Consider the following 25,207-nt stretch of genomic DNA (forward strand, 5'->3'; position numbering starts at 1 on the left):
GCTCCGTCCTCCGGTCGGCCCGTGCTTCCGTGCTACGGCAGCAGCGTGTCGAGGTCGGGCTCGTTGTCCAGCGAGCCGTACTTCACGGCCGCGCTGCCCAGCTCCTGGAGGGACTCCCGGTCGAACTCGGTGCGGAAGCGCGGCAGCGCCATCTTCTCGCGCAGCTCGTCGCTGATCTCCGTGTAGGTCCCCACGATCTCGCGCACCTCCTCCGGGTTCTCGTCCGCGTACTCGAGGGACTTGTTCATGGCGTTCTGGAAGCTCTCGACGAGCTCCGGGTCCTCCTCGATCTTCTGCGCGGTCGTGAAGTAGCCGGCGATGTCGAGCTCCGGGTCGAACTCCACGAAGTTGTAGGACACCGCACGGGCGCCGTCGTCGAGGACCTGGGTCAGGAACGGGTCGAGGATCCAGGCCGCGTCCACCTGACCGCGGTCGAGGGCGGCCGGGGCGTCCGGGAAGCCCACCTCCACGAACTCGATGGAGTCGGGATCGCCGCCGGCCTGCTCCACGACGTGGCGGATGGTGGTGTCGCCGATGTTGTTGAGGTTGTTCACCGACACCGTCTTGCCCTCCAGGTCCGCCGGGCCCTGGATGTCCGAGTCGGCGGGAACGACCACGGCGCTGAAGTCGCGCTCGGCGTTGCCGGAGGTCGTCGTGCCGTTGGTGACGAACCGGATGTCCAGCCCCTCGTCCTGGGCGACCATCACGGAGAGAGTGTTCCCGAAGGCGAAGTCGAAGTCCCCGCTGACCACGCCGGGCACGGCGGCGGCCCCGCCGGTGGTGGTCTGGATGTCGAGGTCGATGCCCTCCTCCTCGAAGAAGCCCTGCTCCTCGCCCAGCCAGATGGCGGCCGTGTCCACGATGGGGATGACGCCCACGGTGACGGCCTGCATGTCACCCTCGGCGCCGCCGCCGCTGTCACCGCCGCACGCGGCCAGTGCCAGTACGGATCCTGCTGCTCCCAAGCCGATGAGCTGACGACGCATCGTGCCTCCCCTGTCGTGGTCGGTGGTTCCTGCCGGGTGGTGCGTGTCCGGTGGTGCGTGTCCGGTGGTGCGTGTCCGGTGGTGCGTGTCCGGCAGTGACGCCCGGCGCCCCCGGCCGCACTGCCCCGTGCGACCCGGTGCCCGCGGTCTGTGATGGGGATCACTCTAGTGGCGTAGCATTCACAAACCAGTACACGTTGTCGATGGACCGATACATGACGTCTATGCGTCGCTGACCGAGGAGCGCCCCTGTGGACCTGGACCTGAACCTGATGCGCGTGTTCTGCACGGTCTACGAGCAGGGCAGCGTCACCGGGGCGGCCGCCGAGCTGCACCTCACCCAGCCCACCGTGAGCCACGCCCTGAAGAACCTGCGCCGCCAGTGCAGCGACCAGCTGTTCGTCCGGGAGGGGCGGGGGCTGGTCCCCACCCCCTTCGCGGAGAGCATCTTCCCGCAGGTCAAGGCCGGGATCGCCCAGGTGACCGCGGCCGTCTCCTCGGGCGGCCGGTTCGACCCGGCGAGCGCGCACGAGCGCTTCACCCTGGCGCTGACGGACCTGGGCGAGCTGGCGTTCCTGCCGTCCGTGATGACGGCGCTGCGGCGGCGGGCGCCGGGCGCGGAGCTGACCGTGCTGCCCCTGGACGTGGAGCACGTCCCCGAGGACCTGCTGCGCAGCCGGGTGGACGCCGCGATCTGCGCGCCCTACATCGGCGGGCCCGGCATCGTCAGGACGGTCATCGGCACGGACGTGTACGTGGTGATCGCCGCCCGCGACCATCCGCGGGTCCGGGAGGAGCTCACGCTCGAGCAGTTCGCGCAGGAGCCGCGGATCCGGCTCGCCCCCGCGATGGGCCACGAGGTCGCCGAGGTCGCCGCGGAGCGGGCGGGCGCCCCCGGCCGCACGGCCCTGCGGCTGTCCCACTTCACGGGGCTGGTCTCCGTCGTGGAGCGCACCGACTGCCTCGCGGTGCTCCCGCGCTACCTCGCGGAGACGCTCGAGGAGGCGTCGGGGATCCGGGTCTTCCCGCACCCCGTCGAGATGCCGCTGCTGCAGCTGGCCGTCTACACCCGGGAGTCCGACCACCAGCGCCCCGCGCAGCGGTGGTTCGCGCAGCTGCTCGTCGACACGATGCGGGAGTCGGTCTCCCCGGACCCGTCCGCGCCCCTGCTGCCCGGACCCTCCCGCCGCGGCCGGCGCCCGCACCGTCCGTGAGGCTCAGGGGCGGCTCAGGGGCAGGAGACCGCGAACAGCCGGGCGTCGCCGGTGAGCTCCACGGCGGCGGCACCGCCGCGGTGCAGCAGCGACTCCCCGCCGCCGAGCTCCCACTCCCGGTCCGCGCCGCGCACCACCGCCCGCTCCCCGGCGCACAGCAGGACCGTGGTGCCCCGCAGCTCGACCGGGACGGCACGTCCGGGCACGAGCTCGTAGGCGGTCAGCGACAGCCGCTCGTCCCAGAGGGGGTAGACGCGGCGGCCGAGCTCGTCCGCGGCGGGCTCGACGACCTCCGGCTCCGCCTGCTCCTCGGCCAGCACGCCGAGCAGCTCGGCCACGTCCACGTGCTTGCCCGTCAGCCCGGCGCGCAGCACGTTGTCCGAGGAGCTCATCACCTCGATCGCGGTCCCCGACAGGTAGGCGTGCAGCTGCCCGGCCGGGGTGTGCAGGGACTGTCCCGGGGTCAGGCGGACGTGCTGCATGCACACCGCGACCAGCAACCCGCGGTCCTCCGGGTGCCGCTCGTGCACGTAGCGCACCAGCCCGGCCACCGGGTCCTCCGGGTCCGCGCCGCGGGCCGCGGCGACGGTCGCCGCCACGGCGGCCCGGGCGTCGTCGTCGTCCATCCCGAGCACGGCGGGCAGGACGGGACCCTGCCCGCCGGCGACCTCGCGCAGCCAGTCCAGCCGCAGCCGCCCGGCCGTGGCGCGCAGCCGCTCGGCCGGCTGCACCCCCGTGAGCAGGTCCACGCCGGTGAGCGCCACCACGGTCTCGGGCTTGGCGGAGCGGTCCTTGTAGTTGCGCCGCGGGTCGTCGAGCGGGATCCCGGCCCGCTGCTCGCGCTCGAAGCCCGCCTCCGCCTGCTCCGGCGAGGGGTGGACCTGGATGGACAACGGGGCGTCGATGGCCAGGATCTTGAGCAGGAACGGGAGGCCCTCCAGCGGCTCCTCCCGGCCGTCCCGCTCCAGCACGGACGGGGCGGAGGGGTGCCCGCCGACCCACAGCTCGGCCTCGGGCTCGGGGCTCGGCACCGGCCTGCCCTGGAGGCGGGCCAGCACCTCGCGGGAGCCCCACGCATAGTGCTGGACGGGGTTGCGCATGCGGAGGATCTCGACCATGCTCGTCATCCAATCACAGGACCGCCCGCGCCCGGCGGCGCCACGGAGCGGCCGTGGCCTAAGATCACCCCTTGTGACTATCGATCTCTCAGCTTCCTTCAAGGCCTACGACGTGCGCGGCATCGTGGGCGAGACCATCACCGCGGAGACGGTCCGGGCCACCGGCGCCGCGTTCGTGGACGTCCTGGGTCTCGCCGGCTCCACGGTCCTGGTCGGCGGGGACATGCGCCCCTCCTCGCCGGAGTTCGTGGACGCCTTCGCGGAGGGCGCCGTCCGCCGCGGCGCGGACGTGGTGAAGATCGGGCTGATCTCCACGGACGAGCTGTACTTCGCGTGCGGGACGTTCGACGCCGCCGGGGTGACCTTCACCGCGAGTCACAACCCCGCCGAGTACAACGGCATGAAGATGTCGAAGGCCGGGGCCGTCCCCGTCTCCTCCGAGACGGGGCTCTACGACATCCGCGACCTCGCCCAGCGCTACCTCGACGAGGGCGCCGTCCCGCAGGCGCCGGCCCCCGGTGCCGTCACCGAGCGGGACGTCCTGGCCGGCTACGCGCAGTACCTGCGCTCCCTCGTGGACCTGTCCGGCACCCGGCCGCTGCGGGTGGTGGTCGACGCCGGCAACGGGATGGCCGGGCTGACCACGCCCGCCGTGCTCGGCGACGCCGTGCTGGAACCGCTGCCGCTGGAGATCGTGCCCCTGTACTTCGAGCTGGACGGCACGTTCCCGAACCACCCCGCGAACCCGCTCGAGCCCGAGAACCTGGTGGACCTCCAGCGCGCCGTCCTCGAGCACGGCGCGGACCTGGGCATCGCGTTCGACGGCGACGCCGACCGCTGCTTCGTGGTCGACGAGCAGGGCGCGGCCGTCTCGCCGTCCGCCGTCACCGCGCTGGTCGCCGAGCGCGAGATCGACCGTGCCCGCGCGGAGGGCGTCGAGCAGCCGGTGATCATCCACAACCTCATCACGTCCCGGGCGGTCCCCGAGCTGGTCACCGCCCGCGGCGGGCGCCCCGTCCGGACCCGGGTGGGGCACTCGTTCATCAAGGCCGTGATGGCCGAGGAGGGCGCCGTGTTCGGCGGCGAGCACTCCGCCCACTACTACTTCAAGGACTTCTTCAACGCGGACACCGGGATGCTGGCCGCGATGCACCTGCTGGCCGCCCTGGGCGAGCAGGACCGGCCGCTCAGCGAGCTGATGCACCAGTACGACCCGTACGCGGCGTCCGGGGAGATCAACTCCACGGTCGAGGACAAGGCCGGCGCGGTCCGCCGGGTGGTCGAGGCCCTGGCCGGCCGGGACGTGACCGTGGAGGAGCTCGACGGCACCACGCTCAGCCGCCCTGACGAGGGCTGGTGGTTCAACCTGCGCCCCTCCAACACCGAGCCGTTCCTGCGGCTCAACGTCGAGGCGAAGGACCGGGAGACCATGGAGCGGGTCCGGGACCGGGTGCTGGAGCTCGTGCGCTCCTGACGCCCCGCAGCACAGGGCCCCGCCGGACGTGACCGGCGGGGCCCTGTGCGGTCCGGGCGCCTCAGACCGCGGCGGTCTCGCGCGCCTCGTCGTGGAGCATCCACTGGTCCGGGCCCAGGATCTCGTAGGACACGTGCCGGCCCGGGACGCCCTGGGCGATCACGGCGGAGCGGACGGCCTTCATGAAGGGCAGCGGACCGCACAGCACCACCTGGGCGTCGGCGGGGACCCGCACGGCGTCGAGGTCCATGAACCCGTCGTGGTCGCCCTCCCCCGGGGTCTCCATCCAGGTCTCGAGGCGGGCGTGGGGCAGCTCGGCCACGAGCATCTCGTGCAGCTCGCGCAGCGGCCAGGTCGCGGCCGAGCGGTCGGCGTGCAGGACGAGGACCTCGCGCCGCGACTCCTCGCGGACGAGCCGGTCCAGGAACGCGAGCATGGGCGTGACGCCGATCCCGGCGGAGGCCAGCACGAGAGGGCCCTCGCCCTCGGGGAGCACCACGTCCCCGTAGGGGTGGGAGACCCGCAGCACGTCGCCCGCCTGCACGTCGTGGGAGAGCACCGGGGTGACCTCGCCGCGCTCGTCGAGGCGGACGGCGATGCGGCGGGTGCCCTCGGGGCCGGGCACCAGCGTGAACTGCCGCGGCTGCTCCACGCCGTCGGGCATCCGGACCTGGACGGTCACGTACTGGCCGGGCACCGCGGGGGTCAACGGGGTGTCGTCGGCGGGCTCGAGGGTGATCGCCGTGGTGGTGGTCCCGGTCGTCTCCTTGACCGCGACCCGGAACGGGACGAACACCCCGGTGCCGGCCCGGCCGGCGTAGAGGCCCTCCTCGATCTTGATCAGGGCGTCGGCCATCAGCCAGTACACCTCGTCCCAGGCGGCCACGACCTCGGGCGTCGCGGCGTCGCCGAGGTCCCGGGCGATCGCGCCGAAGAGGTGCTCGTGGACGATCGGGTAGTGCTCGGGGAGCACGCCCAGGGACGCGTGCTTGTGCGCCACGCGGGAGAGCAGCTCGTCCGGGTAGCCCTCGGGGTGGGAGAGCAGCCAGGAGGCGAACATCGCGATGGAGCCGGCGAGGGCCTGCGCCTGGGTCCCGTTCTTCTGGTTGGAGCGGCTGAACATGCCGTCCAGCAGATCGGGGCGCGCCGCGAACATGGACCGGTAGAACTCGGGCGTGATGAACGGGATGCGCTCGGCGACGACGCCGATGGTCTGCTCGATGACGGGACGGGACTGGTCGGACAGCACGGTTGCCTCCTGGGGAGCCGGTGGATGACTCCCTCAAACTAGCATCTCAAATGCTTTATTGCGTCATCGGGGTCCGTCCGGCGCGCCGGGCCCCGGAGCACCGGGCGGGCGCAGCCCGATGGAGACCAGCACGGGGCCGACCTGGCGCTCGCTCAGCAGGTCCCGCACGCGCACGTCGTCGAGCGCGCCGTAGAAGGCCTCGCGCGCGTCCGCGAGGGCGCGGCGCAGCCGGCAGCCGTGGTCCAGGGGGCAGCTCCCGCCGTCCGACTCGCACTCGACCATCGCGGAGCCGGCCTCGAGCTCGCGCAGGAGCGAGCCGACGGTGGCGTCCAGGCCCGCGGCGGTGATCGACACCCCGCCGGTGCGGCCGCGGCTGGAGGCGAGCAGGCCGAGCCCGCTGAGCCGGCCCACGGTCTTGGTCACGTGGTGGTACGGGGCCCCCACGCCCTCGGCGATGGCGCGGGTGGTGAGCCGCTCCCCCGCGGGGACGGCTCCGGTCAGCAGCAGCACGCGCAGGGCGATGTCCGAGAAGGCGGTCAGGCGCACGGCCGGCTCCTGTCCTCGCTCATGGCGGCTCCTTCCGAGACCTGGCGCGTCCCGGCCGTCCGCGGGAGCACCCCCATTGTCCCACGCCGCGCCCGGGCACGGACGAGGGGCCTCCCCGGCGGGAAGGCCCCTCGTCCGGCACCGGCTCCGGTGCTCACGCCTGGTTCAGGCGGTCCTCCAGGCCGGCGCGCTGCTCCATGATGGGCTCGGGCACGTGGCCGAGCCGGTGGAACCACTCGTCGATGCTCGGCAGCTCGGCCTTCCACTCCTCGACGTCGACCGCGAGGGCGGCCTCGAGCTCGTCGTCGGAGATGTCCAGGCCCGTCAGGTCGAGGTCCTCCTTCGTGGGCACGATGCCGATCGGGGTCTCCCGGCCGCCCGCCGTGCCCTCGAGGCGGTCGAAGATCCACTTGACCACGCGGGAGTTCTCGCCGAAGCCCGGCCAGGCGAAGCCGCCGCTCGGGGTGCGGCGGAACCAGTTGACGTAGAAGACCTTCGGCATCTCGTCCTCGCCGATGCGCTCACCGACCTCCACCCAGTGCTCGAGGTAGTCGTTGGCGTTGTAGCCGATGAACGGGAGCATGGCCATGGGGTCGCGCCGGACGACGCCGACGGCGCCCTTCGCGGCGGCCGTGGTCTCCGAGGACAGCGTGGCGCCCTGGAAGACCCCGTGCTCCCAGCCGAAGGACTGGGACACGAGGGGGACGGTGGTCTTGCGGCGGCCGCCGAAGATGATCGCCGACAGCGGCACGCCCTCGGGGTCGTCGTACTCGGGGGCGAGGATGTCCGCCTGCTTGATGGGGGTGCAGAAGCGGGAGTTCGGGTGCGCGGCCGGACGGCCGCTGTCCGGGGTCCAGTCGCGGCCCTTCCAGTCGGTCAGGTGCGCCGGCGTCTCGTCCGTCATGCCCTCCCACCAGACGCCGCCGTCGTCGGTCAGCGCCACGTTGGTGAAGATGGTGTTGCCCCGGGCGATGGCGCGCATCGCGTTGGGGTTCGTGGGCCACCCCGTGCCGGGGGCCACGCCGAAGAGGCCGGCCTCCGGGTTGGTGACCCGGGCCTGCCCGTCCTTGCCGAAGCGGATCCAGGAGATGTCGTCGCCGACCATCTCGGCCTTCCAGCCGTCGAGGGTGGGCTCGAGCATCGCGAAGTTGGTCTTGCCGCAGGCCGAGGGGAAGGCCGCGGAGAAGAACCGGCTCCTGCCCTCGGGGTTGGTGACCTTGAGGATGAGCATGTGCTCGGCCAGCCAGCCCTCGTCGTGGGCGATGGCGGAGGCGATGCGCAGGGCGTAGCACTTCTTGCCGAGCAGGGCGTTGCCCCCGTAGCCGGAGCCGAAGGACCAGATGGCCCGGTCCTCGGGGAAGTGGACGATGTACTTCGCCGGGTTGCAGGGCCAGGGCACGTCCTGCTCCCCCGGGGCCAGCGGGGCGCCGAGCGAGTGCAGGCACTCCACGAAGAAGGCGTCCTGCTGGGTCATCTTCTCCAGGACGGCGGTGCCGATGGTCGCCATGATCCGCATGGAGCACACCACGTACGCGGAGTCGGTGATCTCCACGCCGTAGCTGGGCCGGGAGGCCTCGAGGTGGCCCATCACGAACGGGATGACGTACATCGTGCGCCCGCGCATGGCGCCGCGGAACTTCTTGCGCAGCCCGTCCCGCATCACCTGCGGGTCCTCCCAGTTGTTGGTGGGACCCGCGCCCTTCTCGGTCTTGGTGCAGATGAACGTCCGCTCCTCGACCCGGGCGACATCGTCCGGGTCGGAGAACGCGGCGAAGGAGTTGGGGAACTTGTCCTCGTCCAGCCGGACGAAGGTGCCGGCGTCCACGAGCTCGTCGGTGAGCCGGGTCCACTCGGCCTCCGAGCCGTCGACCCAGTGGATGCGGTCCGGCTGGGTCAGCTCCGCCATCTCCCGCACCCACGACAGGAGGTGTGCGTGGGTCGTGGGCGCGTTGTCCAGTGCGCCCTTCACAGCCTCGTTCAGCCCGGTGGTCTCCGTCGTTGCAGTGGGGTTGTCAGCCATTGACATGTCTCCTCGTTGAGGCCGTCCGCCGGCCGCCCGGGGCTCTCGTGGTGGTGCTCGTCGTCGAACACTCGACCCGTGTCGCCGGGCCCACAGTGAGCGGCGTGGAGGTGGGCGGCCGGTCTCTACTGTGATGTGGCTCCATCCTATCGTCCCGGCGCCGCCCCGCCGCAGAAGGGTTACGCGCGCCGCGGCCCGCCGCGCCGTGTGCCGGACGGGGCGCCGGCGGATTTTGCGCAGCCGGGGCCCGGATGTACAGTTGTGTCCGGCTCGAACGGCGGTGACGCCGGGACGCCGATGCGCCTGTAGCTCAACGGATAGAGCATCTGACTACGGATCAGAAGGTTGGGGGTTCGAATCCCTTCGGGCGCACCCACCGAGGAAGCCCCTCACCTGCGGAGACGCCGGTGAGGGGCTTTTTCGTGCCCGTCCTGGGCCACGCCCGCGCCGACGCCGGGGCGCGGTTCAGGCCTCGGCGAGGGCGTGGATGTCGCCCCCGGCCCGGCCCACGATCCCGCGCGTCACCACGGCGTCGAGACCCGGCAGCGCGGCCAGCCGCAGCGCCAGGCGCCGCGTCAGCCGGCGGGTCCGGGTCGAGGGCAGGAACCACGGCGCGCCGTCACGGGCGACGCGCTGCTTCTCCTCGACGACCGGCCGCCAGACCCGCTCCCAGCCGGCCAGGGCCTCCTCGACCGTCGCCGCGCGGGCGAGCCGCTCGGCGAGCAGCCAGGCACCGGCCACCGCCAGCGAGGCGCCCTGCCCGCCGAGCAGGGACACCGCCTGGCCCGAGTCGCCGAGCAGCGCCACCCGGCCGGTGCTCCACCGCGGCACCTCGATCTGCACCACCTGGTCGTAGTAGAGCCGGTCCGCCGCGGGGCAGGCGGCCAGGGCCCGGGGCACGATCCAGCCGAGGGAGCCGTGGACGGAGCGCAGGGCGGCGCGGGGGTCGGCGGGCAGGGACGGGCCGGCCGCCCGGTGCACGGCGAAGGCGGCCACGCGCCCGTCCCGCAGCCCGTAGAAGCCCATGGCCCGGTCGAGGCTGTCCGTGAGGCAGAAGCGGCTGCCGATCTCCCGGAGGGCCTCCGGGTCCTCGAACACCCAGGCCGCGGTGTGCAGGCCCAGCCAGCGGCGGTAGCGCTCCTCGGGACCGAACGCCGAGCGGCGCACGGCCGAGTGCACCCCGTCGGCGCCGACGACCAGGTCCGCGTCGAGCACCGTGCCGTCGTCGAGCACGGCGCCCGCGCCGCCGGGCCGCGGGCGGACGGCCACGACGTGCCGTCCGAAGCGCAGCTGCGCGAGGCCCTCGGCGTGCTCGCGCAGCACCCGCTCGAGGTCCGGGCGCATGACGCTGACCAGACGGCCGTCGACCGCGTGCGCGAAGCGGGCGAACGGCAGGCCGGCCCGGTCGCGGCCGCGGTCGTCCACGTAGCTGAGCCGATCCACCGTGTAGCCGGCCGCGAGGAGCGCGGGCAGCACGCCCATCGCCTCCGCGGCGTCCCAGCCGGGGCCGAAGTAGTCCATCATGTAGCCCTGCTCCCGCGGGCGCGGCGCCCGTTCCAGGACGACGACGTCCCAGCCGTGGCGGCCCAGGCACCCCGCCAGGGCCAGCCCCGCGATGCCCGCCCCGCAGACGACCGCGCGCACGGCCCGGGCCCTCAGTAGCGGTCGCCGACGGCGGCGACGCCGTCCAGCAGCTCGAGGTCGCCGGGGGTGAGGCGCAGCTCCGCGGCCGCCGCGTCCTCCCTCAGGTGGGCGGGGTCGGTGGTGCCGGGGATGGGCAGCACGTGCTCGCCGGGCACCGTGGTCCAGGCGATCGCGACCGCCGCGGGCGAGGTCCCGTGCCGGCGGGCGACCTCGCGCAGGGGGGCGAGCACGGCGTCCTCGTTGGCGGCCATGGCCTCCGGCGTGAACCGGGGGTTGCGGGAGCGGAAGTCGGAGTCGGAGAAGACCCGGCCGGCGAGGGTCCCGGCGAGGTAGCCGCGGCCCAGCGGCGAGAAGGGGACGAACACGGCCCCGTGCTCGGCGCACCACCCGATGACGTCCCCGGACGGGTCCCCGTCGGCGGTAGGCCCGGACCCGTCGGGGTTGCGGGTCCACAGCGAGTACTCCGACTGGACCGCCGCGACCGGGTGGACCGCGTGCGCCCGCTCCGCCTGCTCCGTGCTGACCTCGGAGAGCCCCAGGTGGCGCACCTTGCCCTCGGCCACGAGCTCGCCCATCGCGCCCCACGTCTCCTCGAGGGGCACGTCCGGGTCCACCCGGTGCAGGTAGTAGAGGTCCACGACGTCGGTGCGCAGCCGGCGGAGGCTGTCCTCGATCGAGCGGCGCACCTCGTCCGGGTGCCCGCAGCGCTCCGTCCGGGGCGGGTCGAGGGAGGCCGCGCGCAGCCCGGTCTTGGAGCAGAGGAACACCTCGTCGCGGCGCCCGCCCAGGGCGGCGCCGATGAGCTCCTCGTTCGCTCCCCCGCCGTAGAGCACAGCCGTGTCCACGACGTTCATGCCGAGGTCCACCGCCAGCCCGAGCACCTCGTGCTTGCGCCGCTCGGTCAGCCCGTGCCGGTCGTAGACCCAGCTCAGGCCCATGGCCCCGAACCCGATCACGCCCACGCGGTCCCCGGACGGGGTGAATTCGATCTGTCGCATCCCAGCTCCTTCGTCGCTCCGGCCGCCCGCGCCCCCGGTCAGCGGTTCCCGGCGGAGGCCCGCGGCACCGTGAAGTCCACCAGGCGGGCGTCGGCCCCGTCCAGTGCTGCCCAGGAACCCGCGACCTCCAGGACGGCCAGCCCGGAGGTCGGGCAGCCGTCGGCGAGGGCCATGACGGCGTCGTAGTCCGAGTCCGGGGTGGCCAGGCGCAGGGCGGCGTCGCGCAAGCCGGGCAGGTGCCCGATGACCAGCAGCGACCCCACGGTCTCCGGCACGTGGTTGACCACGGCGATGATCCGGCTGTCCGGGGCGGCGTAGAGGGACTCGTCGAGCCGGGCGGTCGGCGCGAGGTCGCCGAGCTCGCTGCACACCCAGGTGCAGGTCTGGCGTGCGCGCAGGGCGCTCGAGCACAGGATCATGTCCGGGACGTGCCCCTGGCCCAGCAACCAGCGGCCCGCGGCGACGGCGTCCGAGGCCCCGCCCCGGTCCAGGGGGCGGTCGTGGTCGGCCACGCCCCAGGGGTGCTCGGCCTCCGCGTGGCGCATGAGGACGAGCTTCTTCCGGTCGTGACGGGTCATCGGTTCATGATGCCACGCGCCCGCCGGGCACGGGACGGCCCCGGCTCCTCCGCGTCGCGGGAGGCCGCCGGGGCCGGCACGGGCCGGGCGCGGCCCGGTGCGCGGATCAGATGGAGTACTCGGGGGCCGCCCACACGACGACTTCGGGGTGCTCGTAGAAGCGGTAGCCCTGGCCGCGGACGGTGCGCACGGTGTTGGCGAGCCGGCCGAGCTTGGAGCGCAGGCGCCGGATGTGCACGTCGATGGTGCGCTCGTTGGGCACCTCCTCGGAGTCCCGCCAGAGGCTGTGCAGCAGCTCGTGGCGCCCGACGGTCCGGCTGCCGTTCTCCACGAGGTAGTTGAGCAGCTCGAACTCCTTGAACGTGAGGTTCAGGAGACCGCCGTCGAGGAAGACCTCCCGGCGGGAGAGGTCGATGAGCACCCCGGTGGACTGGCTGGTCTTCGTCTCGGGCGCGGGCGCCGGTGCGGCGGGCACGCTCGGCCGGGCCGCCCCCGAGGTGGGGTCCCCCAGGGCGTTGCGGACGACCTCGAGGTCGGTGCCGGCGGTGTCGGCGGGAGCCAGGGCCACGGCGGCGTAGGAGTCGGCCTGCGGGACGAGCTGCTGGGCGTAGGCCCGGATGCTCTGGACCATCTTGACCAGCGAGGTGCCGTTGGCCGCGGCCGTCTCCTCGTTGAGGCCCACGTAGATGACGAACCCGCGGGCCTCGTTCTCCTGGGCCGGCGGCCGGGGAGCCGTGTCCCGCTGCAGACGAGTGGGGAGCGGGGCCTCCCCCGGGGCGGCCGGCATGGGGCCGAGCGTGTTCCGGAGGCTGCGGTAGTCGGCGGGGCCCGCCTGCCCCCGCTCGGGAGCCGCTGCCGGCCCGCGTGCGGCACGAGCCTCGTTCGTGCGGTTGCGCTGGGAGATGTGCACGTATCCCGGTGTGCCTGGCATCTGGTGCCCCTCGTCTTTCCGTCGTGCGGCGGACGAGTTTCCGTCCGCCTGAGTCGATCCGCCCCTCGGAACGGCCTCACCACGGTCAGCCTGCGGACCACCGGCTCCGTGGTGGTTCGGGGAGGGTCCCCGCGAAGCTGGCAAATCCCTGACAGTGGCGTTGCTCTCATCGTCCACCAGCCCCCACGATCCCGCAAGTAACATTCAGGACGCTATCTCACGATGTGAGATTAGAACGACTGCTGTCCGGATCCTCCGACAAAATGAACCCCCTTCATCAGCCGCCCACTGCCCCTGGTGGGGCAGTTTCCGCGGAATATCAGATGTCTGGGCGGCTCCAGCCCCTGATCCGGACCCAGAACAAACTTTCATTGACTTGTCAAGACACCTCCGGCCAGCCGGGCGCCGTCTCACGATGTGGACATTTCACGTGTCCGGGACGCATCAGGCCCGCCGGGCGTGTCGGCGGGCCTGATGCGCGCATGGTCTGGGGATTCTCCGGAGCGGCCGTCAGTCGACCACCCCGTAGAGCCGGTCCCCGGCGTCCCCGAGGCCCGGGACGATGTAGGCGTTCTCGTCGAGCCGCTCGTCCCTCGCGGCCAGGACGATGTTGACCTCCGAGTCCCCCAGCTCCTCCTCGAGGGCGGCCAGGCCCTCGGGCGCGGCCAGGAGGCACACGCACGTGATCTGCTCCGCCCCGCGGCGGTAGAGGAACTTGATCGCCTCGCGCAGGGTCCCCCCGGTGGCCAGCATCGGGTCGAGGACGAAGACCTGGCGCCCGGTGAGGTCGTCGGGCAGGCGCTCGGCGTAGGTGATGATGTCGAGGGTGTCCTCGTTGCGGGCCATGCCCAGGAAGCCCACCTCCGCCGTGGGGACCAGCCGGGTCATGCCCTCGAGCATGCCCAGGCCGGCGCGGAGGATCGGCACCACCAGCGGCCGGGGCTTCGACAGGCCCACCCCGGTGGTGCGCGTGACCGGGGTGTCGATCTCCACCGGTTCCACGCGGACCCCCCGGGTGGCCTCGTAGGCGAGCAGCGTCACGAGCTCCTCGACGAGCAGGCGGAACACCGGGGACGTGGTGTTCTTGTCCCGGAGCACGGTCAGTTTGTGGGCCACCAGTGGGTGGTCGAGAACGGTCACTCGCATGGACCAAAATTACCACCGGGCCACCGGGGCGCCCTGCCCCCTCGCCGGGCCCCGCCCCGCGAGGGGACGCGCCCAGGAGGAGACCCGCATGGCACTGCCCCCGCGCACCCGTTCCGAGGCCCGGGCCGAGGAGTGGATGCGGCTGGCCCTCGCCGAGGCCCGGGCCGCGCTCGGGACGGGTGACGTGCCGATCGGCGCCGTCGTCGTCGGCCCGGACGGGACGGTGCTCGGCCGGGGCCGCAACCGCCGGGAGGCCGACGGCGACCCCACGGCCCACGCCGAGATCCTCGCGCTGCGCGAGGCCTCCCGCGCCCTGGGCTCCTGGCGGCTCGACGGCTGCACGCTGGTCGTGACCCTCGAGCCCTGCGCCATGTGCGCGGGCGGGATCGTCCTGGCCCGCGTGCCGCGGGTGGTGCTCGGCGCGTGGGACGACAAGGCCGGCGCGGCCGGCTCCGTCCTGGACGTGCTGCGGGAGCGGCGGCTCAACCACTGGGTGGAGGTGACCGGCGGCGTGCTGCAGGAGGAGTGCTCCCGGGTGCTCCTCGACTTCTTCGCGGCGCACCGGCGCGGCGGGGACGGCGGTGCGGGCCCCGGGCCCGCCGGAGCCGCGGGTTTTGGCGGTTGAGCACGCCAGCCGGTACAGTACTGCGAGCTGGTGACGTGTCCGAGCGGCCGAAGGTGCATCACTCGAAATGATGTTTGGTGTGAAAGCCAACGAGGGTTCAAATCCCTCCGTCACCGCCGAACCGGAAGGCCCCGGGTCCTGAGGGACCCGGGGCCTTCCGCATGCCCGACCGCACCGCCCCCCGCGCCGTCCCCCGCGCCGTCCCCCGCGCCGCCGGGCGTCCGCGGCGACCGTCCCGGCCGGGACGCCGGAGCGGATCGCGGGCCGCCGTTGGATACCGTGGTGGCGACCACCACGCCCGCCGAGCGGCGGGCCCGGACGGAGGAGGCGGCGCATGACCACGTCGGCGCGGACAGCAGGACACCTGGGGACGGACGGGGAGGAGTACCCGGACGCGTACTTCGTGCGGCTGGACGGGACCCGGTTCCGCTCGACGCTGCACGCGCAGGGCGCCTGGAACGAGGCGGAGCAGCACATGGGCGCGGCGTCGGGGCTGCTCGCCCACGCCGTGGAGGTCGACCACCCCCGCGAGGACCTCCTGCCCGCGCGCTTCTCCTACGACATCCTCGGGTTCATCCCCGGTGGCGAGGTGGAGGTGAGCACGCGCGTGGTGCGCCCGGGGCGCACCATCGAGCTGGTCGAGGCGACGATGAGCCACGCGGGGCGCTCGTGCATCCGGCTCAGCGTGTGGCGGCTGCTCCGGGGCGAGACCGCGGGCTCGGCCGGGACGCACCGGGAGGCGCTGCCGCCCGTGACCGACGCGCTGCCCACCACGATGACCGGGCGCTGGCCGGGCGGGTACATCGCGTCCCTCGAGGGCCGGACGGTGCGCGAGCACCGGCCGGGCCGGGCGGCCATGTGGCTGCGGGCGCCGCACGCCGTCGTCGCCGGGGAGGAGTCCTCGACCACGGCCCGGTTCCTGGCCGCGGTGGACGCCGCCAACGGCATCGCCGTGCGGGTCGGGCCGGACGAGATGGCCTTCCCCAACGTGGACCTGGGCGTGCACCTCGTCCGGGAGCCGGTCTCCCCGTGGGTGGGCCTCGACACGCACGTGAGCTTCGGCGACACCGGCGTGGGCCTGACCGAGTCCGCGCTGTACGACGAGGCCGGCTACCTGGGCCAGGTGGCGCAGTCCCTGACGATCCGGCCGCTGCCGGTCGCCGGCTGAGCCGGCCCGGGCACGGTGGGCCCGGGCCGTCCGGGACGCCCGCCGCGCGACCGTACAATGGGGCGGGATTCCCGACGTCGAGACCAGGGGCGGCCGCGCCCCGAGGAGGCCATCGAAGTGAGCAGCATCAACATCACCGTGATCGACCGCGAGGGCAACCGCACCGAGGGCGTGGAGTGGAAGGACTACGAGAGCCTCATGGAGGCCCTCACCCGCCACAAGTACCCGATCCTGGCGACCTGCGGCGGCAACGCGTCCTGCTCCACCTGCCACTCCTACCTGGACCAGGGATCGTTCTCGAAGGCCAACGAGATCAACGACGAGGAGGAGGACCTCCTCGACATGCTCGACGACACCCGGCACGAGACCTCCCGGCTCAGCTGCCAGGTCGAGTGGTCCGAGGAGCTCGACGGCGCCGAGGTCACCATCGCCCCCGAGTGGTGATCCGCTCGTCCCCGCGGGGACGACCCCACCAGCCCTGACCGGACCGCCCCGGCCGGCCGGCTGTGAACCCGACCCCGGACGGACCGGCGCTGCCGGCGGCGCGCAGGAAGTGGACCATGACCGACATCCGTGACGATCTCACGACCCGTGCCGCCTACGTCTCGGACGCGTCGATCTACCGCCGGCTGCCCGAGGCGGTGGCGGAGCCGCGCAGCGTGGAGGAGGTCCGCGAGCTGCTGGCGCTGGCGCGGGAGCGGGGCTGGCCGGTGGTCTCCCGCGGCGGCGGGACGTCGGTGGCGGGCAACGCGATCGGCGACGGCCTGGTCATCGACACGTCCCGGCACTTCAACCGGATCCTCGCGATCGATCCGGAGGCGAGGACCGCCACGATCGAGCCCGGGGTGATCTGCGACCAGCTGCGCTCCGCGGCCGCCGAGTTCGGCCTCACCTACGGCCCGGACCCCTCGACGCACTCGCGGTGCACGATCGGGGGGATGGTCGCCAACAACGCGTGCGGCTCCCACTCGGTGGCGTGGGGCACGTCGGCGGACAACCTGGTCTCCCTGAAGGTGATGCTCGCCGACGGCCGGATCGTGGAGCTGGGCGAGGGGGGGACCTCCGAGCCGGGGATCGACCGTGCGCTGACGGGTATCCGGGACCGGCACCTGGCGATGCTGCGCACGGAGCTCGGCCAGTTCCCGCGCCAGGTCTCCGGCTACGGGCTGCACTACCTGCTGGGCGAGAAGGGCTTCGACACCGCCAAGGCCTTCGCCGGCACGGAGGGCACCTGCGGGATCATCACCGAGCTCACGGTGCGCCTGGTGGCCAGGCCGGCCCACACGGCCCTGGCCGTGCTGGGCTTCGCCGACGCCTTCGAGGCCGCCACGGCGGCGCCGAGGCTGCGGGTGCCCGGGGTGTACACGATCGAGGGCATGGGCTCGGACCTGCTCGAGGCCCTGCGCACCCGCCCCGGCCAGGAGCACGCCGGTGCGGAGCTGCCCGCCGGTGGGGGCTGGCTGTACTGCGAGGTCGGCGCGGACTCCCTCGAGGAGGCCGAGGCGGCCGCCCGCACGCTGCCGGGGCTGGTGCCCGAGAACGTCGTGGACTCCGTGATCGTCTCCGACGCGGGGCAGGCGCGGGCCCTGTGGCGGATCCGCGAGGCCGGGGCGGGCATCGTGACCCGCCTGCCCGAGGGCGGGGAGGCCTGGCCCGGCTGGGAGGACTCCGCGGTCCCGCCGGCACGGCTGGGCGAGTACCTGCGCGACCTCTACGACCTGCTGCACGAGCTGGGCCTGACCGGCATCCCCTTCGGGCACTTCGGGGAGGGCTGCGTGCACATCCGCATCTCCTTCGACTTCTCCGACGACGCCGGGGTCGCGGCCTACCGCACGTTCATCGAGCGCGCCGCCGAGCTCGTGCACCGCTACGGCGGCTCGGTCTCCGGCGAGCACGGCGACGGCCGCGCCCGTTCCGAGCTGCTGGCCACCATCTACTCCCCCGAGGCCCTGTCCTCCTTCGCCGAGTTCAAGGCCGTCTTCGACCCGGACGGGTTCTTCAACCCGGGCGTGCTCGTGGACCCCGAGCCCATCGACCGGGGCATCCGCCCCGGGCCCGGTGCGCGGACCTTCGACCTCACGCCGGTGCACGCGTTCTCCCGCGACGGCGGCTCGTTCGCCGGTGCGGTCAACCGGTGCGTGGGCGTGGGCGCGTGCCGCTCCGACGCCGGCGCCATGTGCCCGTCCTTCCAGGCCACCCACGACGAGGTGCACTCCACCCGCGGCCGCGCCCGGTCCCTGGCCGAGATGCTGCGCGGGGAGTCCATCACGACGGGGTGGAAGTCGAAGGAGACCCTCGAGGCCCTGGACCTGTGCCTGTCCTGCAAGGCCTGCGCCACGGAGTGCCCGGTGAACGTGGACATGGCCACCTACAAGGCCGAGTTCCTGCACCACCACTACCGGTACGGCCTCACCTCCTTCCTGGGCCGGAACCGGCGGCCGATGGCGCACTTCACGATGGGCTGGATGCCGCTGCTGATGCGGGTCGTCGAGAAGGTGCCCTTCGCCTTCCGGCTGATCAACCTGCTGGAGTCCCACCGCGCCGTCGAGGAGCTGACCAAGCGGCTCGGCGGGATCGAGCCGAGGCGGCGGATGATCTCCTTCGCCGCCACCCCGCTCACCCGGTGGTTCCGGGACCGCCCCGCCCGCCGCCCCGGGGACGACGCCGAGGGCCGGCCCACCGTGGTGCTGTGGCCGGACACGTTCACGAACTTCTCCGCCGACGCCCCCGGCAAGGCCGCCGTGGAGGTGCTCGAGGCCATGGGGTACCGGGTGCTGCTGCCCATGGGCAACGTCTGCTGCGGGCTGACCTGGCACTCCACCGGCCAGCTGGACATGACGCAGAAGGTCCTCCGGGACACCCTCGACGTGATGGAGCCGCTGCTGGCGGCCGGGTACCCGATCATCGGCCTGGAGCCCTCCTGCACGGTCATGCTCCAGGAGGAGATCACCGAGCTGCTCCCCGACGACCCCCGGGCGGAACGGGTGTCCGAGCTGACGACCACGATCGGCGCGTTCGCGGCCCGCCACCTGGCCGAGGGCGGCCCCTGGCCGTTCCGGCAGCTGACCACCGCGACCGGTCCCGCCGGTGCCGTGTGCCAGGTGCACTGCCACCAGCAGTCGATGGGCGGCTACGGCCCGGAGCTGGAGGTCCTGCAGAAGCTGGGCGTGGACACCGCCGTGGTCGGCGGCGGCTGCTGCGGCCTCGCCGGCAACTGGGGCTTCGAGCCCGGCCACTACGAGGTCTCGCAGACCCTCGGCGAGCGCGAGCTGTTCCCCGCGATCCGCGCCGCCGCCGAGGGCACGATCGTGCTCGCCGACGGCTTCTCCTGCCGCACCCAGATCGCCCAGGGCACCGGCGCCGACGGCGTCCACCTCGCCGAGGTCATGCGCGCCGCGCTGCCCCCGGCCGAGCCCGGGCGGTAGCCCGGCGGGCGCGGCGCCGCCGGGGCGGCTCCCCGGCCGGGACGGCGCCGCCTCCGGCCGCCGTGTCGGTGGCCCTGCCTAGAATGAGGCACCCGGGGCGGACCGTGTCCCGGGACGTGGCCCGCCGCGTCGCCCGCACGAGGAGGATGTCCCCCCATGTCTTCGCTCTCCCCCGCGTCCCGCCCCGCCCTGGGCGCCCTCGCCCTCGCCTCCGCCCTGCTCCTGAGCGCCTGCGCGGGCGAGGACCCGGCCGGGAACGGCGCGGCCACGGCCACCGGGGCGGCACCGTCCGCGGCCGTCTCCTCCGCGGCCGCGCCGGCCACCGGGACCGGGGACGCCACGGAGCCGGCCGAGGACGGAGCGGCACCGCGGGCCGGCGCGCCGACCGGTGCGCCGGCCACCGCCGAGCCGGCCGACGACCCGGCCGACGACCCGGCGGCGGGTTCCGCCCCGGACGGCTCCGGGACGGACGGCGGCGGAGCGGCCGGCAGCGGGTCGGACGGTGCCGGGACGGAGGACTCCGGAACGAGCGGCGCCGGGACGGACGGTGCCGGGGCGGAGGGCAGCGGCGCCGCGGCCGGCCGTGCCGCGGGCGGGCGCACCGGCGCCGGCTCCCCCCTGTGCAGCACGTCCCAGCTCGAGGCCTCGGCCGCCCCGGTGGGCGGTGCCGCCGGTTCCGTCCACGTGGACCTCGTCCTCACCAACGCGGGCGGGGAGCCGTGCACGATCGCCGGCTACGCCGGGGTGTCCTTCGTGGACGCCGCGGGCACCATGATCGGCTCCCCCGCGGTGCGCGACGCCACCGTCCCGGGCACCGGCAGGGTCGTGGCGCCTGGGGAGTCCGTCAGCGCCGGCCTGCGCGTCAGCCAGGCCGCCAACCACCCGGCCTGCGACGCCCGGACCGCCGCCGGGCTGCGCGTCTACCCGCCCGAGAACACGGAGTCCGTCGTGATCCCCTTCCCCGCGCAGGCCTGCGGCGACCCGCAGGTCCATCAGCTCGAGATCCAGGGCTTTGGCGCCTGACCCCGCCCTGAACCTGTTCACCGAGCACACCCGGGCCTGGTTCTCGGGTGCGTTCGCCGCGCCCACCGCCGCCCAGGAGGGCGCGTGGCGGGCGATCGCCGCGCGGCACCACGCCCTGATCGTGGCGCCCACCGGCTCCGGCAAGACCCTGGCCGCGTTCCTGTGGGCGCTCGACCGGTTCGTGGCGGAGGCCGCGGACGTCCCGGCGGCCGGCGCCCCCTCCGCTCCGCAGGCCGGCGCACCGGCCGGGCCGCCGGCCCGGGTGCCGGACGGCGCGGCGGCCGGCGGGACGCTGCGGGCGAAGGCGCGCTCGGCGAGCGCCGCGGGGGCGCGGCGCGGGACCCGGGTGCTCTACATCTCCCCGCTCAAGGCCCTGGGCGTGGACGTGGAGCGCAACCTGCGCGCTCCGCTGATCGGCATCTCCCAGACGGCGCGGCACGCCGGGATCGAGCCGCCGGAGATCAGCGTGGGCGTCCGCTCGGGGGACACCCCGCAGGCGATCCGCCGGGCCCTGCTCACGAACCCGCCGGACATCCTCATCACCACCCCCGAGTCCCTGTACCTGATGCTGACGTCCAAGGCGCGGGAGACCCTCACGGACGTCCGGACCGTGATCGTGGACGAGGTGCACGCCGTGGCCGGCACCAAGCGCGGGGCGCACCTGGCCCTCACGCTCGAGCGGCTGGACGCCCTGCTGGAGCAGCCCGTGCAGCGCATCGGGCTCTCCGCGACCGTCGAGCCGATCGAGTCGGTCGCCCGGTTCCTGGGCGGGCGGGAGCCGGTCACCGTCGTCGCGCCCCGGGCGGAGAAGACGTGGGACCTCACGGTCTCGGTGCCCGTCCCGGACATGACGGTGCTGGGCGGGCCGAGCGCCTCGCCGTCCCTGGCCGGCTCCGCCTTCGGGGACGACGACCTCGACGCCCTCGCCCCCACGGCCACCGCGTCGATCTGGCCGCACGTCGAGGAGCGGGTCGTGGACCTCGTGCTCGAGAACCGGTCGACCATCGTCTTCGCGAACTCCCGCGGCCTCGCCGAGAAGCTCACGGCGCGGCTCAACGAGATCTACGCCTTCCGGGTGGAGCACACCGACCCGGACGACGCCGCCCCAGGCGACGCCGACCCGGAGGGCGCGGTCCCGGCCGGGGGCGCCCCCCGCGGCACCGGCGCCCACGACGACGGCGGCGCGTCCGGGCCCCAGCCGGTCGGGGACGTGCTGCGCTCCGCCCTGGCGGGGCCGTCCGCGGCCGGCGCGGCGGCGGCCCCCGAGCCCGCGGAGCTGCGCCGGCAGACGGGCCGCTACGAGGGGGCGGCACCGGTGCTGGCCCGGGCCCACCACGGATCGGTCTCCAAGGACCAGCGGGCCGTGATCGAGGACGACCTGAAGACCGGGCGGCTGCGCTGCGTGGTGGCCACGTCCTCCCTCGAGCTCGGCATCGACATGGGTGCGGTGGACCTCGTGGTCCAGATCGAGGCCCCGCCCTCGGCGGCCTCGGGGCTGCAGCGCGTGGGCCGTGCCGGGCACCAGGTGGGCGAGGTGTCCCGCGGCTGGTTCTACCCCAAGCACCGCGGCGACCTGCTGGACGCCGCGGTCACGGTGGAGCGGATGCTGCAGGGCCGGATCGAGCCGCTCGCGGTCCCGCTCAACCCCCTGGACGTCCTGGCCCAGCAGACGGTCGCGGCGACCGCGCTGGGGCCGGTCGACGTCGAGGAGTGGTTCGACACCGTCCGCCGGTCCTGCCCGTTCCTGACCCTGCCCCGCTCCGCCTACGACGCCACCCTGGACCTGCTCGCGGGCCGCTACCCGTCCGACGAGTTCGCCGAGCTGCGGCCGCGGATCGTGTGGGACCGGGAGACCGGGACCATCGAGGGCCGGCCCGGAGCGCAGCGCCTGGCCGTGACCTCCGGCGGCACGATCCCGGACCGCGGCCTGTTCGCGGTGTACCTGGTGGGCGAGCAGGACGGGAAGAACTCCAAGCGGGTCGGCGAGCTCGACGAGGAGATGGTCTACGAGTCCCGGGTGGGGGACGTGATCGCCCTGGGCGCCTCCAGCTGGCGGATCGAGGAGATCACCCACGACCGCGTCATCGTCTCCCCCGCCCCCGGCGTCCCGGGCAAGCTCCCGTTCTGGCACGGCGACGGACCCGGCCGGCCGGTGGAGCTGGGCCGCGCGGTGGGCCGGTTCAACCGCGAGCTCGCCGGGGCCTCCGAGGAGGACGCCCGCGCCCGGCTGCGCTCGAGCGGTCTCGACGAGTGGGCCGCCGACAACCTGCTCGCCTACGTGGGCGAGCAGAAGGAGGCCGTGGGGCAGGTCCCCTCGGACCGGCTGTTCGTCGTCGAGCGCTTCCACGACGAGCTCGGCGACTGGCGCGTGGTGCTGCACTCGCCGTTCGGGATGCCCGTGCACGCCCCGTGGGCGCTGGCCGTGGGGGCGCGCCTGCACGAGCGGTACGGGCTGGACGGCTCCGCGCAGGCCGCCGACGACGGCATCGTGCTGCGGGTGCCCGCCATGGAGGACGAGCCCCCGGGGGCGGAGCTGTTCCTCTTCGACGCCGACGAGCTCGACCGCATCGTCACCGAGGAGGTGGGCGGCTCGGCGCTGTTCGCCTCCCGGTTCCGGGAGTGCGCCGCCCGGGCGCTGCTGCTGCCCCGGCGCGACCCCGGCCGGCGCTCCCCGCTGTGGCAGCAGCGCCAGCGCTCGGCGCAGCTGCTGGACGTGGCCCGGAAGTACCCGCAGTTCCCGATCATCCTGGAGACGATCCGGGAGTGTCTCCAGGACGTCTACGACCTGCCCGCGCTCAAGGAGCTCCACCGGGCGGTCGAGCGGCGCACGATCCGGGTGGTCGAGATCACCACGGAGCAGCCGTCCCCGTTCGCCCGCACCCTGCTCTTCGGCTACGTGGCCCAGTTCCTCTACGAGGGGGACTCGCCCCTGGCCGAGCGCAGGGCCGCGGTCCTGTCCCTGGACTCCGCCCTGCTCGACGAGCTCCTGGGGCGCGCCGAGCTGAGGGAGCTGCTGGACCCGGACGTCATCGAGCGCACGGAGGCGGAGCTGCAGCGCCTGGCCCCGGACCGGCGGCTGCGCGGGGCGGAGGGCGCCGCCGACCTGCTGCGCCTGCTGGGCCCGCTGACCACGGCCGAGGCCGCCCGCCGGCTCCAGGACCCCGGGGACCCGGCGTCCCCCTGCCCCGGGGACGTCGCCACGGGGTGGCTCGAGCAGCTCGCGTCCGCCAACCGTGCCCTGCGGGTGCACCTGCGCGGGGTCGAGCACTGGGCCGCGATCGAGGACGCCGCCCGGCTGCGGGACGCCCTGGGCGTGCCCCTGCCCATGGGGGTGCCGCTGGCGTTCGTGGAGCCGGTGGAGGACCCGCTGGCCGACCTCGTCTCCCGCTACGCCCGTACCCACGGGCCCTTCACCGTGGACGAGGCCGCGGCGCGGCTCGGCCTGGGCCCGGCCGTGGTGCGCACCACGCTGGAGCGGCTGGCCGCGGACCGGCGCGTGGTCGAGGGCGAGTTCCGGCCGGTGCGCCCCGAGGGCGGCGGGGCCGGGCCGGCGGCCTCCGAGTGGTGCGAGTCCGAGGTGCTGCGCCGGATCCGCCGCCGCTCGCTGGCCGCCCTGCGCCGGGACGTGGAGCCGGTCCCCGGGCAGGTCTACGCCCGGTTCCTGCCGGCCTGGCAGCACGTGGGCCGCGGCCACCAGCTGCGCGGCGAGGACGGGGTGCTGACGGTGGTGGACCAGCTCGCGGGCGTGGCCGTGCCCGCCTCGGCCTGGGAGCCGCTCGTGCTCGCGTCCCGGGTGGCCGACTACCGGCCCGAGCTGCTGGACGAGCTGACCGCCTCGGGGGAGGTCGTCTGGTCCGGGGCCGGTTCCCTGGCGGGCGACGACGGGTGGGTGTCGCTGCACCTGAGCGAGGCCGCCCAGCTCACCCTGCCTCCGGCCGAGACCCTCGCGCTCGCGGCGGCGGCCCTGGACTCCGCCTTGGAGCGCCGGGTCCTCGACGTCCTGGCGCCGGGTGGGGCGTGGTTCTTCCCCCAGCTGCTGGGCCTGCTCGACGCCGGCGGGGAGCCCGTCCCCGCCGCGGAGCTGACCACCGCGCTGTGGAACCTGGTCTGGGCCGGGCTGATCACCAACGACACCTTCCTGCCCGTGCGCTCCCTGCTCTCCGGCGGTCAGGCCGCCCACCGGCACCGGGCCCAGGCCCCGCGGGGCCGCACCACGTCCCGCCGGGGCGCCGCCCGGCTGCGGCCCGGCGGGACCTCCCGCCCGGGGATCGCCGGGGCGCTGCGCGCCCCGGCGCGGACGGGCACCCTGGAGCGCCACGACTCCCCGCTCGTGGCCGGCCGCTGGTCGATGCTGCGCCCCGATCCGCTCGACCCCACGCTGCGGGCCTCGGCCACCGCCGAGCTGCTCATGGACCGCTACGGCGTGGTGACCAAGGGCCCCGTCGCGGTCGAGGAGCTCCCCGGCGGCTTCGCCACGGTGTACAAGGTGCTCTCCACGCTCGAGGACACGGGCCGGGCCCGCCGCGGCTACTTCATCGAGGGCCTGGGCGCCGCCCAGTTCGCGCAGGCCGCCACGGTGGACCACCTGCGCACGTTCAGCACCGACGACCAGGTCCGCGCCGAGGACCCCGTGGCGCTGGCGCTCGCCGCGACCGACCCCGCCAACCCCTACGGGGCGGCGCTCGAGTGGCCGGAGCCGGTGTCCGTGCCCGCCCCGGACGGCGGGGACGCGCCCGCCGGACGGCACCGGCCCGGGCGGAAGGCGGGCGCCGTCGTCGTGCTCGTGGACGGCGCCCTGGCCCTGTACGTCGAGCGCGGCGGGCGGACCGTCCTCGCGTTCACCGACGACGCGGCCGCCCTGGCCGCCGCCGGGCCCGCGGTGGCCGAGACCGTCCGCCGGGGCGCGGTGGACAAGCTGACCGTCGAGAAGGTCAACGGCACCGGGGTCCTGGGGCACGGCCCGGTCGAGACCGCGGTGCGGGAGTCCCTGCTGGTCGGCGGGTTCTACTCGACGCCGCGCGGCCTGAGGATGCGCCGATGAGCGCGGACCCGGTCCCCGGGG

The 25,207-nt window shown here is 74.4% G+C and carries 18 protein-coding genes and 2 tRNA genes; 10 read left to right on the forward strand and 10 right to left on the reverse strand.

Annotated features, from left to right (window positions below; all coding sequences use genetic code 11):
* Positions 1–32: 32 nt before the first annotated feature.
* Positions 33–986: an ABC transporter substrate-binding protein gene (locus QYM41_RS00820; RefSeq protein WP_368797839.1), complete on the reverse strand. Its 954-nt coding sequence runs from the start codon at positions 984–986 to the stop codon at positions 33–35.
* Between the two features lie 251 nt (positions 987–1,237).
* On the opposite strand from QYM41_RS00820, the gene QYM41_RS00825 reads away from it, so the two are divergent.
* The gene (locus QYM41_RS00825) at positions 1,238–2,200 is read left to right on the forward strand and encodes a LysR family transcriptional regulator (RefSeq protein ID WP_368797840.1); all 963 of its coding nucleotides are present in this window, start codon (positions 1,238–1,240) and stop codon (positions 2,198–2,200) included.
* A 14-nt stretch (positions 2,201–2,214) separates the two neighbouring features.
* On the opposite strand, the gene manA is transcribed toward QYM41_RS00825, so the two are convergent.
* Positions 2,215–3,318: a mannose-6-phosphate isomerase, class I gene (gene manA, locus QYM41_RS00830; protein WP_368797841.1), complete on the reverse strand. Its 1,104-nt coding sequence runs from the start codon at positions 3,316–3,318 to the stop codon at positions 2,215–2,217.
* 73 nt (positions 3,319–3,391) lie between these two features.
* On the opposite strand from manA, the gene QYM41_RS00835 reads away from it, so the two are divergent.
* Complete coding sequence (locus QYM41_RS00835) at positions 3,392–4,792, forward strand: phosphomannomutase/phosphoglucomutase (RefSeq protein ID WP_368797842.1); 1,401 nt, start codon at positions 3,392–3,394, stop codon at positions 4,790–4,792.
* Positions 4,793–4,853: 61 nt separating this feature from the next.
* Here QYM41_RS00835 and QYM41_RS00840 read toward each other — a convergent pair whose 3' ends face one another.
* The 3 genes from QYM41_RS00840 to QYM41_RS00850 all read right to left on the reverse strand — a co-directional run bounded on the left by QYM41_RS00840 (position 4,854) and on the right by QYM41_RS00850 (position 8,607).
* On the reverse strand, positions 4,854–6,041 hold the full coding sequence (locus QYM41_RS00840) for a globin domain-containing protein (RefSeq protein ID WP_368797843.1): 1,188 nt from the start codon (positions 6,039–6,041) through the stop codon (positions 4,854–4,856).
* A 63-nt stretch (positions 6,042–6,104) separates the two neighbouring features.
* Positions 6,105–6,587, reverse strand: a complete 483-nt coding sequence (locus QYM41_RS00845) for an RrF2 family transcriptional regulator (RefSeq protein WP_368797844.1) — start codon at positions 6,585–6,587, stop codon at positions 6,105–6,107.
* Between the two features lie 154 nt (positions 6,588–6,741).
* The gene (locus QYM41_RS00850) at positions 6,742–8,607 is read right to left on the reverse strand and encodes a phosphoenolpyruvate carboxykinase (GTP) (RefSeq protein WP_368797845.1); all 1,866 of its coding nucleotides are present in this window, start codon (positions 8,605–8,607) and stop codon (positions 6,742–6,744) included.
* 299 nt (positions 8,608–8,906) lie between these two features.
* On the opposite strand from QYM41_RS00850, the gene QYM41_RS00855 reads away from it, so the two are divergent.
* A tRNA-Arg gene (locus QYM41_RS00855) sits at positions 8,907–8,979 on the forward strand.
* Between the two features lie 93 nt (positions 8,980–9,072).
* Here QYM41_RS00855 and QYM41_RS00860 read toward each other — a convergent pair.
* The 5 genes from QYM41_RS00860 to upp form a co-directional block, all read right to left on the reverse strand.
* Positions 9,073–10,251 carry an FAD-dependent monooxygenase gene (locus QYM41_RS00860; protein ID WP_368797846.1) on the reverse strand — a complete coding sequence of 393 codons (1,179 nt, stop codon included), beginning with the start codon at positions 10,249–10,251 and terminating at the stop codon, positions 9,073–9,075.
* 11 nt (positions 10,252–10,262) lie between these two features.
* Positions 10,263–11,249, reverse strand: a complete 987-nt coding sequence (locus QYM41_RS00865) for an aldo/keto reductase (protein ID WP_368797847.1) — start codon at positions 11,247–11,249, stop codon at positions 10,263–10,265.
* 38 nt (positions 11,250–11,287) lie between these two features.
* Complete coding sequence (locus tag QYM41_RS00870) at positions 11,288–11,827, reverse strand: SixA phosphatase family protein (protein ID WP_368797848.1); 540 nt, start codon at positions 11,825–11,827, stop codon at positions 11,288–11,290.
* A 106-nt stretch (positions 11,828–11,933) separates the two neighbouring features.
* On the reverse strand, positions 11,934–12,758 hold the full coding sequence (locus QYM41_RS00875) for a winged helix-turn-helix domain-containing protein (RefSeq protein WP_368797849.1): 825 nt from the start codon (positions 12,756–12,758) through the stop codon (positions 11,934–11,936).
* Between the two features lie 510 nt (positions 12,759–13,268).
* The gene (gene upp / locus QYM41_RS00880; protein WP_058873911.1) at positions 13,269–13,904 is read right to left on the reverse strand and encodes a uracil phosphoribosyltransferase; all 636 of its coding nucleotides are present in this window, start codon (positions 13,902–13,904) and stop codon (positions 13,269–13,271) included.
* 88 nt (positions 13,905–13,992) lie between these two features.
* Here upp and tadA point away from each other — a divergent pair, with 88 nt between their 5' ends.
* The 7 genes from tadA to QYM41_RS00915 all read left to right on the forward strand — a co-directional run bounded on the left by tadA (position 13,993) and on the right by QYM41_RS00915 (position 25,186).
* A complete protein-coding gene (gene tadA / locus QYM41_RS00885; RefSeq protein WP_368797850.1) occupies positions 13,993–14,529 on the forward strand; it encodes a tRNA adenosine(34) deaminase TadA in 537 nt (178 codons plus the stop codon).
* Between the two features lie 29 nt (positions 14,530–14,558).
* Positions 14,559–14,645: transfer RNA gene (locus QYM41_RS00890), tRNA-Ser, on the forward strand.
* Positions 14,646–14,863: 218 nt separating this feature from the next.
* Positions 14,864–15,697: a thioesterase family protein gene (locus QYM41_RS00895; RefSeq protein ID WP_368797851.1), complete on the forward strand. Its 834-nt coding sequence runs from the start codon at positions 14,864–14,866 to the stop codon at positions 15,695–15,697.
* A 117-nt stretch (positions 15,698–15,814) separates the two neighbouring features.
* On the forward strand, positions 15,815–16,141 hold the full coding sequence (locus QYM41_RS00900) for a 2Fe-2S iron-sulfur cluster-binding protein (protein ID WP_368797852.1): 327 nt from the start codon (positions 15,815–15,817) through the stop codon (positions 16,139–16,141).
* A gap of 116 nt (positions 16,142–16,257) precedes the next feature.
* Complete coding sequence (locus QYM41_RS00905; RefSeq protein ID WP_368797853.1) at positions 16,258–19,122, forward strand: FAD-binding and (Fe-S)-binding domain-containing protein; 2,865 nt, start codon at positions 16,258–16,260, stop codon at positions 19,120–19,122.
* A 156-nt stretch (positions 19,123–19,278) separates the two neighbouring features.
* The gene (locus tag QYM41_RS00910; RefSeq protein WP_368797854.1) at positions 19,279–20,145 is read left to right on the forward strand and encodes a DUF4232 domain-containing protein; all 867 of its coding nucleotides are present in this window, start codon (positions 19,279–19,281) and stop codon (positions 20,143–20,145) included.
* Positions 20,135–25,186 carry an Lhr family ATP-dependent helicase gene (locus QYM41_RS00915; protein ID WP_368797855.1) on the forward strand — a complete coding sequence of 1,684 codons (5,052 nt, stop codon included), beginning with the start codon at positions 20,135–20,137 and terminating at the stop codon, positions 25,184–25,186. The genes QYM41_RS00910 and QYM41_RS00915 overlap by 11 nt, the downstream gene beginning before the upstream one ends.
* Positions 25,187–25,207: the final 21 nt, after the last annotated feature.

The organism is Kocuria oxytropis (genome assembly GCF_040981195.1).
In the GTDB taxonomy this organism is placed as follows: domain Bacteria; phylum Actinomycetota; class Actinomycetes; order Actinomycetales; family Micrococcaceae; genus Kocuria; species Kocuria oxytropis.

Bases quoted from the DNA above. Each gene is read 5' to 3' on its own strand.
- QYM41_RS00820 (WP_368797839.1), bottom strand. From the start codon at position 986: ATGCGTCGTCAGCTCATCGGCTTGGGAGCAGCAGGATCCGTACTGGCA.
- manA (WP_368797841.1), bottom strand. From the start codon at position 3,318: ATGGTCGAGATCCTCCGCATGCGCAACCCCGTCCAGCACTATGCGTGG.
- QYM41_RS00850 (WP_368797845.1), bottom strand. From the start codon at position 8,607: ATGGCTGACAACCCCACTGCAACGACGGAGACCACCGGGCTGAACGAG.
- QYM41_RS00865 (WP_368797847.1), bottom strand. From the start codon at position 11,249: ATGCGACAGATCGAATTCACCCCGTCCGGGGACCGCGTGGGCGTGATC.
- QYM41_RS00870 (WP_368797848.1), bottom strand. From the start codon at position 11,827: ATGACCCGTCACGACCGGAAGAAGCTCGTCCTCATGCGCCACGCGGAG.
- QYM41_RS00875 (WP_368797849.1), bottom strand. From the start codon at position 12,758: ATGCCAGGCACACCGGGATACGTGCACATCTCCCAGCGCAACCGCACG.
- upp (WP_058873911.1), bottom strand. From the start codon at position 13,904: ATGCGAGTGACCGTTCTCGACCACCCACTGGTGGCCCACAAACTGACC.
- tadA (WP_368797850.1), top strand. From the start codon at position 13,993: ATGGCACTGCCCCCGCGCACCCGTTCCGAGGCCCGGGCCGAGGAGTGG.
- QYM41_RS00895 (WP_368797851.1), top strand. From the start codon at position 14,864: ATGACCACGTCGGCGCGGACAGCAGGACACCTGGGGACGGACGGGGAG.
- QYM41_RS00905 (WP_368797853.1), top strand. From the start codon at position 16,258: ATGACCGACATCCGTGACGATCTCACGACCCGTGCCGCCTACGTCTCG.
- QYM41_RS00910 (WP_368797854.1), top strand. From the start codon at position 19,279: ATGTCTTCGCTCTCCCCCGCGTCCCGCCCCGCCCTGGGCGCCCTCGCC.